The sequence below is a fragment of the Chromobacterium sp. FG22 genome, assembly GCF_057809415.1.
The window spans coordinates 143,434-159,863 of record NZ_JBMDJX010000003.1 but is presented as its reverse complement, the minus strand read 5'-3'; the positions used below and the strand labels follow the sequence as shown (position 1 = coordinate 159,863).

The window sequence follows — 16,430 nt, the reverse complement described above, 5'->3', positions numbered from 1 at the left end:
GCCAGCGGCGCCCAAAGTCCCTTACCACAACAAGAAAATCCGGATTTATTCGACGCGCTCCCCGTGCAGGATCACGTCCAGCCCTTCGCGTTCCTCGTCTTCCGCGACACGCAGTCCGATCGCGATATCGATCAGCTTCAGCAAGATGAAAGTGACGACGGCGCAATAAGCCGCGGTGACGCCGACGCCGAGCGCTTGCGCGGCAAGGCTGCCTTCCGCGCCGCCGATTTCCTTGACGGCGAAGACGCCGGTGAGCAGCGCGCCCAGGATGCCGCCGATGCCATGCACGCCGAAGGCGTCCAGGGAGTCGTCATAACCCAGCATGTGCTTGAGCCCGGTGGCGCCCCAGAAGCACACCACGCCGGCCGCCAGGCCGATGATCAGCGCGCCCTTGACGTCCACGAAGCCGGCGGCGGGCGTGATGGCGACCAAGCCGGCGACCGCGCCCGAGGCAATGCCTAGCACCGAAGGCTTCTTCTTGGTGAGCCATTCGGCGAACATCCAGGCCAGCGCGGCGGCGGCGGTGGCGAGCTGAGTGGTGACCATCGCCATGCCGGCGCGGCCGTCCGCCGCGGCGGCGGAGCCGGCGTTGAAGCCGAACCAGCCCACCCACAACATGGACGCGCCCACCAGGGTCAGCACCAGGTTATGCGGCGGCATCGCCTCCTTGCCGAAGCCGACGCGCTTGCCCAGCACCAAGGCGGTCACCAGGCCGGCGATACCGGCGTTGATGTGCACCACGGTGCCGCCGGCGAAGTCCAGCACGCCCTTGTCCGCCATCCAGCCGCCCGGCGCCCAGACCCAGTGAGCCACTGGCACGTAGACCAGCAAGGACCACAGGGCCATGAAGACCAGCATGGCGGAAAACTTCATCCGCTCGGCGAAGGCCCCGGTGATCAGCGCCGGAGTGATGATGGCGAAGGTCATCTGGAAGGTCATGAACACTGATTCAGGAATGGTGCCGGCCAGCGGGTGCACGGCCAGTTTGCCGGCCTCTTTCAGGTAAACCATGCCGTCCAGCATCACGCGGCTCAAATCGCCCAGATAGGGGCTGCCGACGGTGAAGGCCAGGCTGTAGCCGATGACCGCCCACAGCACCGTGATCAGCGCGGTGATGGCGAAGCTTTGCATCAGCGTCGCCAGCACGTTCTTTTTGCGCACCATGCCGCCATAGAACAGCGCCAGGCCGGGAATGGTCATGAACAGCACCAGGGCGGTGGAGATCAGCATCCAGGCGGTGTCGCCGGCGCTGATGCTCTTGGCGTCGGCAATCGCCGGACCCGCCGGCGCGGCGGCCAAGGCCAGCGGAGCCGCCAGGCTCAAGCCGGCGAGCTGAATGGTTGCGAGCAGTTTTTTCATTGTCGTTTCCCCTGTGTCTCTATCGCGGTTCAGACCGCGTCGGCGCCGGTTTCGCCGGTGCGGATGCGCACCACTTGTTCCAGGTCGTAGACGAAGATCTTGCCGTCGCCGATCTTGCCGGTGCGGGCGGACTTTTCGATGGCTTCCACCACCTGATCCAGCAAAGCGTCGTCTATGGCGATCTCCAGCTTGACCTTGGGCAGGAAGTCCACCACGTATTCGGCGCCGCGATAGAGTTCGGTGTGTCCTTTTTGACGGCCGAAGCCTTTGACTTCGGTAACCGTGACCCCTTGCACGCCGATGGCGGACAAGGCTTCGCGGACTTCATCCAGCTTGAAGGGCTTGATGATGGCGGAAACGAGTTTCATGACTGCTCCTTAGGGTCTGATGATCCGGTGGCTTGAGATGAGCGCTGCTGTAGCGTCGATACGCATGAATCGTGCCAGGCCTGATTGGCGCAAAAGAAAACCCTAAGATCATGTTGCAACGCAAAAAAGGCCTGTACTGGCCGTTTTGGCACTTTCCCGGTGCATGGGGTTGCGGCGGGCCGCACTGATTTGGTGCCGCAAGCGCTGCGGCGTCAGGGGAGGGGCCTGGCCGGATCGCTCTAGGCCGGGTGCGCGCCGGCGGGTGGCGGACTTGGCTTTTTGCTACACTCTGCACTGTTATCACTTACTCATAAGGAGCCGCGTCATGTTGAGCCAAAAGCTGTTTGAGGAAATCGGCAACAAGATCAGCGAAACCATCGCCGCCAGCCCGGCCAAGGACATCGAGAAAAACGTCAAAGCGATGATGGCTTCCACCTTCAGCAAGATGGATCTGGTGACGCGCGAGGAGTTCGACGTGCAGCAGGAGGTGTTGGTGCGCACCCGGGAGAAGCTGGCACAACTGGAGCTGAAGCTGGCGCGCCTGGAGGCGCAGGTATTCCCGGAGGAAACGCAGGCCGCGGTAGAAGCGCAATCAGAACTCGGCCACTCCTAGCGATATGACGCTGGCCGTGGTGGCAAGCCGGGCGCTGGCAGGATTGGAAGCGCCCGAGGTCGCGGTGGAAGTGCATCTGGCCAACGGTTTGCCCGCATTCACCATTGTCGGCCTGCCTGACCTTGAGGTGAAGGAAAGCCGGGAGCGTGTGCGCGCGGCGATTCTAACCTCGGGTTTTGAGTTTCCGGCCCGGCGAATCACCGTCAACCTGGCTCCGGCCGATCTGCCCAAGGACTCCGGCCGTTTCGATCTGCCCATCGCCATCGGCATTCTGGCGGCCAGCGGACAGGTGCGTTGCCCCCGTCTGGCGGAGTATGAGATCGCGGGAGAACTGGCTTTGACCGGGGCCTTGCGGCCGGTCCGCGGCGCCTTGGCGATGGCGTGCCGGACGCGGGAAGCGGGGCGCGCCTTCATCTTGCCGATGGCCAGCGCCAAGGAGGCCGCGGTGCTGGAAGGCATGTCCTTGTACGGCGTGAGCACTCTGGTGGAAGCCTGCGCCTTTCTCAACGGCCTCTCCGAGCTGGTACCGTATCGACCAGAAGGCGGTTTGCCTCGTTCGGCCCCGGACTACCCCGATCTACAAGACATCAAAGGCCAGCCGCTGGCGCGCCACGCGTTGGAAGTGGCCGCGGCCGGACGGCATAGTCTTTTGATGATGGGGCCGCCCGGCACCGGCAAATCCATGTTGGCCGCGCGTCTGCCCGGCATCTTGCCCGGCATGCCGGACGAAGAGGCGCTGGAAAGCGCCGCCGTGCGCTCCTTGGGGACCGACGGCTTCGCGCTGGACGATTGGGGCGTAAGGCCGTTCCGCTCACCGCACCATACCGCGTCCGCGGTGGCGCTGGTGGGCGGCGGCAGCGATCCGCGGCCGGGAGAAATCAGCCTGGCGCATCACGGCGTTTTGTTTCTGGACGAATTGCCCGAGTTCGATCGCAAGGTGCTGGAAGTGCTGCGCGAGCCTCTGGAGGCCGGGGTGATCCACATCTCGCGCGCCGCGCGCCAAGCCAGTTTTCCCGCGCGCTTCCAGCTGATTGCGGCCATGAATCCCTGTCCGTGTGGTTATCTTGGGCATTTCAGCGGAAAATGCAGCTGCACGCCCGAGCAAGTGGGGCGCTATCGAGGTAAAATCTCCGGTCCCTTATTGGATCGTATCGATTTGCACGTTGAAGTGCAGTCCTTGCCGGCGGAGCAGTTGGTGGGCGGGGCCGCCGGCGAGTCCAGCGCTTTGGTGCGCGAACGGGTGGAGACGGCGTATCGTCTGCAATTGGCCCGGCAGGGCAAGGCGAATGCCGGCTTAAGCGGGGCCGAACTGGAGGCGATTGGCGATTTTCATGCCGAGGCGCTGGCATTATTGCGGCAAGTTTTGGACAAGATCGGCTTGTCTGCGCGCAGTTATCATCGGATACTTCGAGTTTCCAGAACCATTGCCGATTTACAGGGTCAGGCAATGGTCATGCGGGAGCATGTGTTGCAGGCGATTCAATTACGACGCGCCGCAATGCCTAATGGCTAACAATAAATAAAGAATTGATCAATCCAGATAGTTTGTTGAACTATTTGATTAGTTAAAAGCGTAAGTGCTGCATGGCAAATCGAGATTTAAAAAATTCCTCCCGTGGTTCCCGCGGTCGCTCATCCAGCTCCAAAAGCGGAGGCGGCGGCATGGTGGCGGGCATCGTCATCGGTCTGATCGTCGGCATTGCCGTCGCGGTCGGCCTCGCCATGTATCTGAATAAGTCCTCTACGCCGTTCAGCAACTTGGAGAAATTGGATCGCAAGGCGGCCGGCGCTTCCGCGCCGCCGACGGAGCTGCTGGCGCCGGGCACCCGTATTGCCGACGCCGCCTCGGAAACCGCCGCCGCTCCGGCGCCGGCGGTCAAGCCGGCTCAGGAGCCGCCTTCCGCTCCGCCGCCGATGCCGACGGAAACCCCGGCCAAGCCGGCCCCGGCCGCGCCGGCGGCCAAGGACGCCGGCAAGGACGAGCAACGCTTTGATTTCTATAAGATCCTGCCAGGACAGGTGGATGCGGTGCCCGGCAAGAACGGCAAAGCGACGGAACCTTCTGCGCAGCAGCCGGCCAAAAAGGTCTACTTGCAGCTGGGATCCTTCCAGAATCAGGACGAGGCGGACAACCTCAAGGCCAAGCTGGCCTTGTTGGGCGTGGAAGCCAAAATCCAGTCGGTGACTGTGCCGGAAAAGGGGCTGGTGCATCGCGTCAGGGTGGGGCCGTACAACCGCCAGGACGAGGTGGATCGGGTGAAGGCCCAGTTGAAGCAGGACGGCATTGGCGCGACGGTCGTCAAGGCGGAATAAACTCTTCCTCTATTTAGGAAATCGATAATGAAAAAGTGGTTATTGCTTTCGTTGATGCTGTTCAGCGGCCTGGCAAACGCGGCGATTGAGCTGGGCAAGGATTACACCATGCTGGCGACGCCGCAGCCGGTGGCGGATCCGAAAAAAGTCGAGGTGATCGAGTTCTTCTCCTACCATTGCATTCACTGCCTGGAACTTGAGCCGGCGATGAGCGCCTGGGAGAAGAGCAAGCCCGCCGACGTGGCCTTCTCCAAAGAACAGATCGTGTGGCAGAAGTCGATGGAAGGCTTTGTGCGCATGTTCTCCGCCTTCAAGACCTCCGGCACTTACGACAAACTGCATCGCCCGGCTTTCGAGGCCGTGGTGAAGTCGCGCGTCAACCTGTCGGACGAGGGCGTGTTCGCCAACTGGCTGAAGCAGCAGAAGGGCGTTGACGCCGCCAAGGTGATGCAGGCGTACAAATCCTTCGGCGTGAACGCGCAGGTGGCCAAGGCGGCCAAGATGACCCGCGATTACGCGATCCAGGGCACCCCGACGGTGATCGTCAACGGCAAGTACGTGGTGACGCCGGTGGCGCCGGAGCGCATGGTGCAGGTGATCAACGAGCTGGTGGCCAAAGCCCGAGCCGAGAAAAAATAAGAATCGAGCAAGACGCTTGGTGCAGAAGGCAGCCCTGGGGCTGCCTTTTGTGCGTATTAATCCTTGATGGGGGATGGGTGGACATGGATGTGATGCTGTTGGCCAAGGCTTTATTGCTGGGCATTGTCGAAGGGGTGACGGAGTTTTTCCCGATTTCCAGTACCGGGCACTTGATCGTGGTCGGGGATCTGATCGACTTTCAGAACAATGCCGACGTGTTCGAGGTGGTGATACAGCTGGGCGCGATCCTGGCGGTGGTTTGGGAGTACCGGCAGCGCTTTCTGGGCGTGGCGCAGGGGGCTTTGCGGCGGGAGGCCCAATCGCTGCGCTTCATCAGTAATTTGCTGGTGGCTTTCCTGCCGGCGGCGGTCATCGGTTTTTTCGCGATCAAGGCGATCAAGCACTATTTGTTCAATCCGGTGACGGTGGCGCTGGCCCTGGTGGTGGGCGGCGTCATCATTCTGCTGGTTGAGCGCAAACAGCGCGTGCCGCGGGTGAGCAGCGTGGACGCAATGAGCTGGCAGGACGCCTTGAAAGTGGGGTGTGCCCAAGTGTTCGCCATGGTGCCCGGCACGTCGCGTTCGGGCTCCACCATTATCGGCGGCATGCTGTTTGGCCTGGATCGCAAGGTCGCCACCGAGTTTTCCTTTTTCCTGGCGGTGCCGACCATGTTCGCGGCCACCTTCTACGATGTGTACAAGCATTGGCACCAATTCACCGCCGCCGATGTGCCGGTGATAGGCGTTGGCTTTGTCGCGGCCTTCATCAGCGCCTTCTTCGCCGTGCGTGGTTTGATCCGCTATGTGTCCAGCCATAATTTCAATGCGTTCGCCTGGTACCGCATCGTCTTTGGCTTGGTGATCTTGGCGACATGGCAGCTGGGCTGGGTGAATTGGAGCGCCTGAACTGGCTCAAGGTAGAAATATCTTGACAGTCAAAGCGGGCTTGTATAATATGCAACCTCTCTGACGCGGGGTGGAGCAGTCTGGTAGCTCGTCGGGCTCATAACCCGAAGGTCGTAGGTTCAAATCCTGCCCCCGCAACCAAATTCAAAAACCCAGCTTTCTTTTGAAAGCTGGGTTTTTCGTTTTTCGCGCCGATCCGTTTTTTAAATGGTCGTTGAATAAAAAAACCGCCGGGTGAGGGCGGTTTTTTTATTGCTCGCGCAGGCGAGATTAAATGCGCTTGGCCAGTTCCGCGGCCTTGCCGATATAGCTGGCCGGGGTCAATTCCAGCAGGCGGGCTTTCTCCGCTTCGGGCAACTCCAGGTTCTTGATGAAGGCATGCAGGGTTTCACGGGTAATGCCGCCCTTGCCGCGCGTCAGCTCTTTCAGTTGCTCGTAGGGGTTGGGCACGCCATGGCGACGCATTACGGTTTGCACCGGCTCCGCCAGCAGCTCCCAGCTATTGTCCAGCTCGGATGCGATTGCCTGCGGATTGATTTCCAGCTTGTTCAGGCCTTTCAGGCAGGCTTTGAGGCCCAGAATGGTGTAGCCGAAGCCCACGCCCATATTGCGTAGCACAGTGGAGTCGGTCAGGTCGCGCTGCCAGCGCGATACCGGCAGCTTTTCCGCCAAGTGGCCCAGGATGGCGTTGGCCATGCCCAGATTGCCTTCGGCGTTTTCGAAGTCGATCGGATTGACCTTGTGCGGCATGGTGGAGCTGCCGACTTCGTCTTTCTTCACTTTTTGCTTGAAATAGCCCAGCGAGATATAGCCCCAGATGTCGCGGTTCAGATCGATCAAGATGGTGTTGACCCGCGCCAGGACCTGATACAGCTCGGCCATGTAATCGTGCGGTTCGATCTGGATGGTGTAGGGATTGAAGGTCAGGCCCAGGCCGGTGACGAAGCGGCCGCAGAAGCTTTCCCAGTCGATGTCGGGGTAGGCGACCAGATGGGCGTTGTAATTGCCCACCGCGCCGTTGATCTTGCCGAGGATTTCCTGGTGCACCAGCTGTTCGCGCTGACGTTTCAGGCGGTAGACCGTATTGGCCAACTCCTTGCCCATCGTGGACGGGGTCGCAGGCTGGCCGTGGGTGCGGCACATCATCGCGGTGTCGGCCAGTTCGTGGGCCAGTTTTTGCAGCTTGTGGATGACTTCGTCGATCGCGGGCAGCACCACGGTGTTGCGCGCGGTTTTCAGCATCAGCGCGTGCGACAGATTGTTGATGTCTTCGGAGGTGCAGGCGAAGTGGATGAACTCGCTGGCCGCCATCACTTCCGGATTGCCGGACAGGCGTTCCTTCAGCCAGTATTCGATGGCTTTCACGTCGTGATTGGTGCGCGCCTCGATGGCTTTGACTTCTTCGCCGTGTTGCACGTTGAAGTTGGCGATCACGTCGTCGATTTCACGGATGGTGGCCTCCGAGAAGAAAGGCACTTCCTCGATGCCCGGCTCGGCGGCCAGCATCTTCAGCCATTCCAGCTCCACTTTGATGCGGAACTTCATCAGGCCGTACTCGGAAAACAGATTGCGCAAGGCCTCGACTTGGCCGGCGTAGCGGCCATCCAGGGGGCTTAGGGCGGTCAGCGTGGTCAGGTTCATGCTGGGTAGTTCCAAACGTGGGTTGCCGGTGTTCTGGCGGGTTGCGGTACAAAATCGCTCATTGCTCAGCGCAGACGGCGCGCGAGCGCCGCGGCCAACTCCTCCGCGGCTTGCGGTCGGAAGCGGAAAAACAGCTCCGGTTCAATCATTTCCAGCTCCATGACCGCCAGGCGGTCATGGTTGTCGCGAATCATGTCGACGCGCGCGTACAGCACGTCGAAAGGGACCGCCCGCACGGCGGCTTCGGCGAAAGCGATCTCTTGCGCGTCGGCCTGATGCGGGTGGACCTGGCCGCCGTGATCGTCTTGCACGCGGAAGTCGCCGGACTTCGGCGTTTTGCGGATGGCGTGGCTGAAGCGGCCGTCGATGACGATCAGGGACAATTCTCCCTGGCTCAGCACATTGTGTTGCATGGGCTGCAGCAGCATGGTCTCCTGCTGGATCAGCTCGGCGTATACGCATTCCAGCGATTCCGCGTTTGTCGGGGCGACGCGATAAGTGTGCCGGGCGGCTCCGGAGACGGCCGGTTTCAAGATGGCGTCGTCCCAGTTCCGCTCTTCCAGTAACTGGCGCAGCGTTTGCGGCGCGCCTTTCTCAATGTAGCGCGTGTCCACCGTATGAACAGCGTTTTGTTGCAGCTCGGACAGGTAGTGTTTGTCCAGATTCCAGCGAATCAGCTCAATCTCGTTGAAGAGGCGGGTTTGAGCGGCCGCGCGCGCCAGCCAGTCGGAAAACGCGGGCAGGCGCTCGAAGTAATCCCAAGTGGTGCGGAACAGTGCGCAAGCCGAGTCGGCCCAGTCCATGTCCGGATCGTCCCAGGCCAGGCGGCGGACGCGCAAGCCCTGGCGCTGCAGCGCCGCCAGCACCAGGCCGTCTTCATGATGAACCTGGCGGCGGTACCAGTCGCCGTCGTCAGGCGGCAGCAGGCGCGAATCGGTCAGAACGGCAACATCGAGCGACATCGAAATCCTTTTACATCAAGAAAAACGGGTGCCAGGCACCCGTTTCAGCTTACATGCCGGGCATCATGCCCTTCATGCCGCGAAGCATTTTCATCATGCCTCCCTTGGAGGAGAACTGCTTCATCATTTTCTGAGTCTGTTCGAACTGGTTCAGCAGCTTGTTGACCTCCTGCACCGTCACGCCGGCGCCGGCGGCGATGCGTCGTTTGCGGCTGGCCTTGAGCAATTCCGGCTTATGGCGCTCTTGCGGCGTCATCGAGTTGATGATGCCTTCGATGCGGCGCATGGCTTTCTCCGCCTCCGCGCCCTGCACGCCCTTGGCCATCTGGCCCAGTTGCCCCGGCATTTTCTCCAGCAGATTGCTCATGCCGCCCATTTTCTTCATCTGCTGCATCTGGGCCTTGAAGTCTTCGAGGTCGAAGCCCTTGCCGGACTTCAACTTCTTGGCCATGGCGGCGGCTTCGTCCTGATCGATGCCTTTTTGCACTTCCTCGATCAGCGACAGCACATCGCCCATGCCCAAAATCCGGCTGGCGATCCGGTCCGGGTGGAAGGGCTCCAGGCCGGACACTTTTTCGCCGACGCCGATGAATTTGATCGGCTTGCCGGTGATGTGGCGGACCGACAGCGCGGCGCCGCCGCGCGAGTCGCCGTCCATCTTGGTGAGGATGACGCCGGTCAGCGGCAGCGCTTCATTGAAAGCCTGGGCGGTGTTGACCGCATCCTGGCCCTGCATCGCGTCGACGACGAACAAGGTCTCCACCGGATTCAGCGTCGCGTGCAGCGCCTTGATCTCGGCCATCATCGCCTCGTCGATGGCCAGACGGCCGGCGGTATCCACCATCAGCACATCGAAGAAGTGGCGCTTGGCGTGATCCACCGCGGCGCGGGCGATATCGACCGGATTCTGGTCGCCTGAGGACGGGAACCATTCGACGCCGACCTGCTGGGCCAGCAGTTTCAACTGCTCGATGGCGGCGGGGCGGTAAACGTCGGCGGAGACGACCAGCACTTTTTTCTTCTGGGTCTCTTTCAATAGCTTGGCGAGCTTGCCGACCGTGGTGGTTTTGCCGGCGCCCTGCAGGCCGGCCATCAGCACGATGGCGGGCGGCACGGCGGCCAGATTGAGGGCGTCGTTCTTCTCGCCCATCAATTTGGTCAATTCCTCATTGACCACGCCCACCAGGGCTTGGCCCGGCGTCAGGCTGCCGGCCACGTCCTGGCCGAGCGCGCGCTCCTTGACCTGGGCGATAAAGGTTTTGACCACGGGCAGGGCGACGTCGGCCTCCAGCAGGGCCATGCGCACTTCGCGCATCGCGTCCTGGATATTGGCTTCGGTCAAGCGCGCATTGCCGCGCAGATTTTTCATCACGCCGGACAGGCGGCTGGTCAGGTTGTCTAGCATGGTGCGTCCTTACTTCTGCCAACGGCTTGCCGGTTGGTGTAGACTCTCAAACTATCGATTTTACCACGAGCCGCCGGGGCTGCGCCCGGTTTTGATAAAACACCCGACATGACCCGTTTCCTGCTCGTACTTTCTATTGCGCTGATCCTCTCTTACGGGGTTTTCAGCTGGCACTACTTCGCCAACTGGCGCGGCCTGGCGTGCTGGCCGCGCAAGCCGCGGCTGGAACACAGCCTATTGGGCGTGCTGCTGCTGCTGCAGGCGATTGCGGTGTTGTTGCCGCTGACTCAGGGCGCTTTGCTGTCCCTGGGGGTTGGCCGCGCGCTGTCGGTGATGGTGTGGATCATGCTGCTGATTTATTGGACTTGCAGCTTCTTCTATCGCGTGGAAGGCCTGCAGCTGTTCATGATGCCGCTGGCGATGGCCGCGCTGGGCTTCGCCCTGCTGTTCCCCGGCCAGCACGTGGTGCAAGACCTGAGCAATCCGGCTTTTGTGCTGCATATCCTGGTCTCCCTGTTTGCTTACAGCCTGTTCGCCATCGGCGCGCTGATCGCCATTCTGATGCTGTTTTTGGAGAAAGCCCTGCACGATAAGCGGGCCTCTCCGCTGGTCAAGCAATTGCCGCCCTTGCTGTCTCTGGAAAAAATGATGTTCCAGGTGATAGGCGTCGGCTTCTTGCTGCTGACGGTTTCCTTGTTGACCGGCGTGGTGTTTTCCGAAGAAGTGTTGGGACATGCCGCGGCGCTGACGCACAAGACCATCTTCGCCGTGTTGTCCTGGCTATTGTTCGGCGGCCTGTTGATCGGCCGCAAGTTGCAAGGCTGGCGCGGCCGGGTGGCGATTCGCTGGACTTTGGCCGGCTTCCTGTCCTTGGCGCTAGCTTACATTGGCAGCAAGGTCGTCATAGAATTGATCCTGCAACGCGGTTGAGGTTGCCAGTCCTGTCTCACAAGGAGATCAATGATGAAAAAATTGTTAGCCCTGTTTGCCGCCCTGATGCTGATTTGCGGCACCGCTTTCGCCGCCGTCAACATCAATACCGCCAACCAGCAGGAGCTGGAGGCGCTGAACGGAATCGGCCCGGTCAAGGCCAAGGCCATTGTGGATTACCGCGCCAAGAACGGACCGTTCAAGAGCGTTGACGATCTGAAAAACGTCAGCGGGATTGGCGACAAGACCTTGGAAAAACTGCGCAGCGAGATCGCGGTCAGCGGCGCTTCCAGCGCCGCGCCGAAAGCCGCGGCCAAACCCGCCGCCGCCGCCAAGCCCGCCGCCGCTGCGGCCAAACCGGTGGCCGGCGTCAAGAAAGAAGCCTCCAAACCGGCGGCCAAGAAAAAGCCCTGACGTTTACCTGTCAATGGTTTGCTGGAAACAACGCCCGCGGATGCGGGCGTTTTTCATTGCTTGCCGAACAGAGCCAGCGCCAATTGCCTTTGCTCGGCGTGGTCGACGATGGGGCGTGGATAGTCCCGGCCCAGCACGAAGCCTTCCGGCAGCGCCTTGGCTTGCCAGGGGGCGTGGATCGCCTGATCGCTGAGCGCGGCCAACTCCGGCACGTAGCGACGGATGAAGCGGCCGTCCGGATCGAATTTCTGCGATTGCGTCACCGGGTTGAAGATGCGGAAATAGGGTTGCGCGTCGCAGCCGGTGGAGGCCGCCCATTGCCAGCCGCCGTTGTTCGAGGCCAGGTCGAAGTCCAGCAGCTTCTCCGCGAAATAGCGTTCGCCCAGACGCCAGTCAATCAGCAAATCCTTGACCAGAAAACTGGCGGCGATCATGCGCAGCCGGTTGTGCATATAGCCGGTTTGGTTCAGTTGTCGCATGGCCGCATCAATCAACGGATAACCACTTAGTCCTTTTTGCCAGCTTTCCAGCCAGTCCTGGCGGTTGGGAAAGGGAAGGTCTCGGTATTGCGGCTTGAAGCTGTGAGCGGCGATATCAGGGAAGTGCCATAGCAGCTGCTGATAAAACTCTCGCCAGATCAACTCCTTCAGCCAGCACATCGCGCCCTCTCCGCCGTCGAAACTGGCGAATTGCACCAACTGGCGAATCGAGATGGTGCCGAAGCGCAAATGGGTGGACAGATAGGACACGCCCTTTACGCCGGGGTAGTCCCTTTGTTGATGGTAGCGTTGGATGCGTTGCTGACAGAAATCGGCGAACCGCTCTTGGGCGCCGGAGGCCCCGGGGGTCAGCAAGCAGGGTTCTGCCTGGGCGAAGCCCAATTCCGCCAGGTCGGGCATGGCCGGCGTGCCCGCTGGCGGGCGCAAGCGGCCCGCCAGCGGAGGCATGGTCAGCGATTGGCTGTGCTGTGGGCTCAGTCTTTTGAGCCAGGCATTGCAGTAGGGGGTAAACACGGTGAAGGGTTTGCCGCTGGAGGTGAGCAGCTCGTCCCTGGCGAAAATGACCTGGTCCTTGTATGAGAGCAAGCTCTTGCCCATTGTTGCCAGGGTCTGGGCAACCACCTGATCTCGCTGGCGCGCATAGGGCTCGTAATCCTCGTTCACGTAAACGGCCTCGGCGTCTAGCTGCGCCGCCAGCCTCGGGATGATGTCTTGCGCTGGCCCTGTCGCACACCATAGCTCCCCGCCCGCTGCGCGCAGGGACGTCTGAACTTCCTGCAAGGATTGCCAGATGAAGCCGATGCGTCTGTCGGCGGGGGAGAGCGTGTCGAGAATATTGCTGTCGAAAACAAAGACGCACTGCACCGGGCGGCCCGAGGCCAGCGCTTGCTGCAAAGCGTGGTTGTCCTCCAGGCGCAAGTCGCGCCTGAGCCAGTAAAGCGAAACCTTGCTCATGGGTAAGCTCGTCATGGTTTGATTGTCTGACAGTGGATGGTCCATTTTATGCTTTGTGATTTGTTGCTTTTTTGCACTAAGTTGCTGCTTGTGTTGCGTAATTGCATCTCATGGCTGGTGGCGCTTCAGTCTGCTGTTCATGTAAAACAAGGGTTTGTGATGCATGTGTTGTTTTTTTGAGTGCTTTTTTGTTGGAAGTGCATGCTGTTTTTGTTTTTTCGCAACGTCGGTCTTATATTGAGCCTAGCGATCACCGAAGCATATCGGCGACACATAAATGTCCGGGTTCTCTGGCCTTAGAACTAGCGAAATCAACAGGACAATATCAACTGACTTGAAAGGAACTGCAATGAACAAGACGCATATCGCTCTTGCAATCGCCGCCCTGATGCCGGCCGCCGCCGCAATGGCCGACGTCACCATCTACGGTGAAATCCGCGGTGGTTACGAGTACAACAAGACTTATAGCTCCACATTCAGTTTGGATGGCAACAACAAGTTGCAAGGGGGCTCCCAAATCAACGACTGGACTTCGCGCATCGGTTTCAAGGGCAACGAAGACCTGGGCAATGGCCTGAAGGCAATCTGGCAAGTGGAAAACCGCGTACATATCGACGGTACCACTGGAGCGGGCTCCTCTCAGGATACCTTTGCCACGCGCGACAGCTTCATCGGCTTGGCCGGCGACAGCTGGGGTAAGTTCCGTTTGGGCCGTCTGTCTAACTACGCCAACGACATGATGGAGCAAGTGGATCCAGGCTACTACAGCGATGAAAGCGTTGGTGGTTTGGGCATGTTCACGCGCCTGGATGGCCGTCAAAACAACGCAGTGCGTTATGACAGCCCGAACTGGAATGGTTTCAGTTTTGCCTTGCTGTATGGCACTGATGAAAAACGCACGCCCTCGTCCAGTGGTTCGACTAATAACCAGACCTGGAACCTGGGCCTGAGCTACGAAAACTCCGGCTTCTTCGGTAAATACAACTACCAGAACTGGAACGATGCCGACAAGCTCACTAGCGTTAAAGACTGGCACCGCCTTGAGGCCGGCTATATGGCCAACAACCTCTACGCCGCTTTGGGTTATCAACAGATTCAAGGTTATGGTCTCGGAACCTTCTACAATGGGTCGCTGAGTTCCAGCGTTAATACCGCAGTGGTGAACGCGGGCTATACCCAGGCACAAATTAATGCGGCCAAACTGAAAACCAAAGAACTCGCTTTGACTCTTGGTTACACTTTTGGCGCCTTCACTCCGTACTTCTCCTATGTCAAAGGGTATGACGCCAGCTTGAACGGCAATACCATCGACAAGTCCGGCTACGATCAGTTTGTCTTGGCTCTGGACTACGCTTTGTCCAAGCGTACCGAGGTTTACACTTCCTACGGTCACGTGAAGTGGAAAGACGGCGCTTTGGACAAGGAAAACTCCTTCGGCCTGGGTCTGGTGCACCGCTTCTAAGCGCACTTGAGTACCACCTTGAAAAGGACTGCCTCGGCAGTCCTTTTTGTTTTGGCGCTAAGCCGGACCTATCCAGCCACGCCGGGATTTAAGTCAAAGCAGCATCCGCATTTTGCATATAATGTTGTAACGGTAGTGCGGCTGTCTTGAAGGCGGCGGGCTCTGGCACGGGAGCGTCGCGCGGTGTCCTCAAATCTGTTTACTGGTGAGTTGCAAGCGTATGGAAGCTTCGGCTGGCATTTCCGGCTTGGGTCGGGCCTTGGTGCAAAACAATATGCTGTTGCAGCAGGATGCGGACGCCATTCTGCGTCAGTCTCAGGCATCGCATATCAGCTTTGTCGAGCAGCTGATTCAGAGCAAGAAGATGACGGCGCAGGATGTCGCGATGTTCGCGTCCAAGACCTTTGGCTATCCCTTATTGGACATGTCGGCCATCGATCTCGATCAGTTGCCCAAGGGCGTGGTGGATGACGAGCTGATCGCCAGCCGGCGCTTGCTGCCCCTGCTCAAGCGCGGCAACAAGCTGTATGTCGGCACCTCGGACCCGACTCAGACCTCGGCCTATCACGCCATCACCTTCAAGACCGGGATGACGGTGGAAGTGGTGGTGGTGGAGGACGACAAGCTGGGCAAGATGCTCGGCAAGTACGGCGAGGATGCCACCGCCGCGATCAAGGCCCTGGAAAACGAGGATTTTGGCGATCTCGAATTCGCCGATCCGGACGCGCCGGCGGATACCGGCGCGCAGCCGGACGTCGACGACGCGCCGGTGGTCAAATTCATCCACAAGGTGTTGCTGGACGCGATCAATGGCGGCGCGTCCGATATCCATTTCGAACCCTATGAGAGGTTCTACCGCATTCGTTACCGGGTGGACGGGGTGTTGAAGGAGATCTCGCAGCCGCCCTTGGTGTTGAAGGAAAAGATCGCCTCCCGGATCAAGGTGATTTCCAAGCTGGATATTTCGGAAAAGCGGGTGCCGCAGGATGGCCGGATGAAGCTGGTCATTTCCAAGGCGCGGGCGATCGATTTCCGGGTCAGTACCTTGCCCACTTTGTACGGCGAAAAGATTGTGATGCGTATCCTGGACTCGTCGGCCGCGAATCTGGATATCGAGCAGCTCGGCTTCGAGCCGGAGCAGAAACGTTTGTTGCTGGACGCGATCGGGCGCCCCTACGGCATGGTGCTGGTGACCGGCCCCACCGGCAGCGGTAAAACGGTGTCGCTGTATACCTGTCTTAATTTGCTGAACAAGCCGGACATCAATATCGCCACGGCCGAGGACCCGGTGGAAATCAATTTGCCGGGCATCAATCAGGTCAACGTCAACGAGCGCGCCGGGCTGACCTTCGCCTCGGCCCTGAAGGCCTTTCTGCGGCAGGATCCGGATGTGATCATGGTGGGCGAGATCCGGGACTTCGAAACGGCGGACATCGCGATCAAGGCGGCGCAGACCGGTCACATGGTGTTCTCCACCCTGCATACCAATAACGCGCCGGCGACTTTGACCCGGATGCTGAACATGGGGGTGGCGCCGTTCAATATCGCCAGCTCGGTGCTGCTGATCATGGCGCAGCGCCTGGCGCGCCGTCTGTGCGCGCATTGCAAGAAGCCGGCGGACATTCCCGAAGAGGCGCTGTTGCGGGCGGGTTTCAAGAAAGAGGAATTGGACGGCAGCTGGAAGCCCTATGCGCCGGTGGGCTGCGAGGAGTGCCGCAATACCGGCTACCGCGGCCGCTCCGGCATTTACGAAGTGATGCCCATCACCGACGCGATGACGCGTTTGATCATGCAGAACGGCACCGCCATCGATATCGCCGATCTGGCGCGCAAGGAGGGCATGGTGGATTTGCGCCACGCCGGCCTGCTGAAGGTCAAGGCGGGCTTGACCTCGTTGACCGAGATCGAGGCGGTGACCAACGAATAAAAGCGGTTTCGCGCCTCCGGCAGCCGCCGGAAAGCTGA

The 16,430-nt window shown here is 60.1% G+C and carries 15 protein-coding genes and 1 tRNA gene; 10 read left to right on the top strand and 6 right to left on the bottom strand.

The window, feature by feature from the left end; translation table 11 throughout:
- Nucleotides 1-45 precede the first annotated feature (45 nt).
- Together ACODSD_RS04340 and glnK are read right to left on the bottom strand one after the other, a co-directional pair.
- Complete coding sequence (locus ACODSD_RS04340) at nucleotides 46-1,359, bottom strand: ammonium transporter (protein ID WP_107800596.1); 1,314 nt, start codon at nucleotides 1,357-1,359, stop codon at nucleotides 46-48.
- Between the two features lie 29 nt (nucleotides 1,360-1,388).
- Nucleotides 1,389-1,727 carry a P-II family nitrogen regulator gene (gene glnK, locus ACODSD_RS04335; protein WP_043591378.1) on the bottom strand — a complete coding sequence of 113 codons (339 nt, stop codon included), beginning with the start codon at nucleotides 1,725-1,727 and terminating at the stop codon, nucleotides 1,389-1,391.
- A 325-nt stretch (nucleotides 1,728-2,052) separates the two neighbouring features.
- Between glnK and ACODSD_RS04330 the strand changes: the two genes are divergently transcribed.
- The 6 genes from ACODSD_RS04330 (at nucleotide 2,053) to ACODSD_RS04305 (ending at nucleotide 6,338) form a co-directional block, all read left to right on the top strand.
- Nucleotides 2,053-2,340 carry an accessory factor UbiK family protein gene (locus ACODSD_RS04330; RefSeq protein ID WP_107800595.1) on the top strand — a complete coding sequence of 96 codons (288 nt, stop codon included), beginning with the start codon at nucleotides 2,053-2,055 and terminating at the stop codon, nucleotides 2,338-2,340.
- A 4-nt stretch (nucleotides 2,341-2,344) separates the two neighbouring features.
- Complete coding sequence (locus ACODSD_RS04325) at nucleotides 2,345-3,853, top strand: YifB family Mg chelatase-like AAA ATPase (RefSeq protein WP_488876847.1); 1,509 nt, start codon at nucleotides 2,345-2,347, stop codon at nucleotides 3,851-3,853.
- Nucleotides 3,854-4,002: 149 nt separating this feature from the next.
- A complete protein-coding gene (locus ACODSD_RS04320; protein WP_235086587.1) occupies nucleotides 4,003-4,653 on the top strand; it encodes an SPOR domain-containing protein in 651 nt (216 codons plus the stop codon).
- 27 nt (nucleotides 4,654-4,680) lie between these two features.
- Nucleotides 4,681-5,292, top strand: coding sequence for a thiol:disulfide interchange protein DsbA/DsbL (locus ACODSD_RS04315; RefSeq protein WP_107800592.1), 612 nt, complete (start codon nucleotides 4,681-4,683; stop codon nucleotides 5,290-5,292).
- An 83-nt stretch (nucleotides 5,293-5,375) separates the two neighbouring features.
- Nucleotides 5,376-6,197 carry an undecaprenyl-diphosphate phosphatase gene (locus tag ACODSD_RS04310; RefSeq protein ID WP_107800591.1) on the top strand — a complete coding sequence of 274 codons (822 nt, stop codon included), beginning with the start codon at nucleotides 5,376-5,378 and terminating at the stop codon, nucleotides 6,195-6,197.
- Nucleotides 6,198-6,261: 64 nt separating this feature from the next.
- Nucleotides 6,262-6,338 (top strand) — tRNA-Met (locus tag ACODSD_RS04305).
- 129 nt (nucleotides 6,339-6,467) lie between these two features.
- Here ACODSD_RS04305 and purB read toward each other — a convergent pair.
- The 3 genes from purB to ffh all read right to left on the bottom strand — a co-directional run bounded on the left by purB (nucleotide 6,468) and on the right by ffh (nucleotide 10,205).
- Nucleotides 6,468-7,838 (bottom strand): adenylosuccinate lyase, encoded by a 1,371-nt coding sequence (gene purB, locus ACODSD_RS04300; RefSeq protein ID WP_488876846.1) that lies wholly within the window; start codon nucleotides 7,836-7,838, stop codon nucleotides 6,468-6,470.
- A gap of 65 nt (nucleotides 7,839-7,903) precedes the next feature.
- On the bottom strand, nucleotides 7,904-8,800 hold the full coding sequence (locus tag ACODSD_RS04295) for an ATP-grasp domain-containing protein (protein ID WP_486635853.1): 897 nt from the start codon (nucleotides 8,798-8,800) through the stop codon (nucleotides 7,904-7,906).
- Nucleotides 8,801-8,849: 49 nt separating this feature from the next.
- Nucleotides 8,850-10,205 carry a signal recognition particle protein gene (gene ffh, locus ACODSD_RS04290; RefSeq protein WP_227104941.1) on the bottom strand — a complete coding sequence of 452 codons (1,356 nt, stop codon included), beginning with the start codon at nucleotides 10,203-10,205 and terminating at the stop codon, nucleotides 8,850-8,852.
- Nucleotides 10,206-10,313: 108 nt separating this feature from the next.
- Here ffh and ACODSD_RS04285 point away from each other — a divergent pair, with 108 nt between their 5' ends.
- Both ACODSD_RS04285 and ACODSD_RS04280 read left to right on the top strand, forming a co-directional pair.
- Nucleotides 10,314-11,135 carry a cytochrome C assembly family protein gene (locus ACODSD_RS04285; RefSeq protein WP_107800587.1) on the top strand — a complete coding sequence of 274 codons (822 nt, stop codon included), beginning with the start codon at nucleotides 10,314-10,316 and terminating at the stop codon, nucleotides 11,133-11,135.
- Nucleotides 11,136-11,168: 33 nt separating this feature from the next.
- Complete coding sequence (locus ACODSD_RS04280) at nucleotides 11,169-11,549, top strand: ComEA family DNA-binding protein (RefSeq protein WP_107800586.1); 381 nt, start codon at nucleotides 11,169-11,171, stop codon at nucleotides 11,547-11,549.
- A gap of 53 nt (nucleotides 11,550-11,602) precedes the next feature.
- Here ACODSD_RS04280 and ACODSD_RS04275 read toward each other — a convergent pair whose 3' ends face one another.
- Entirely contained in the window at nucleotides 11,603-13,003 is a 1,401-nt protein-coding gene (locus ACODSD_RS04275; protein ID WP_488876845.1) for a cryptochrome/photolyase family protein, read from the bottom strand.
- Nucleotides 13,004-13,352: 349 nt separating this feature from the next.
- Here ACODSD_RS04275 and ACODSD_RS04270 point away from each other — a divergent pair, with 349 nt between their 5' ends.
- Complete coding sequence (locus ACODSD_RS04270) at nucleotides 13,353-14,465, top strand: porin (protein WP_488876844.1); 1,113 nt, start codon at nucleotides 13,353-13,355, stop codon at nucleotides 14,463-14,465.
- 220 nt (nucleotides 14,466-14,685) lie between these two features.
- The gene (gene pilB, locus ACODSD_RS04265) at nucleotides 14,686-16,392 is read left to right on the top strand and encodes a type IV-A pilus assembly ATPase PilB (protein ID WP_488876843.1); all 1,707 of its coding nucleotides are present in this window, start codon (nucleotides 14,686-14,688) and stop codon (nucleotides 16,390-16,392) included.
- Nucleotides 16,393-16,430 lie beyond the last annotated feature (38 nt).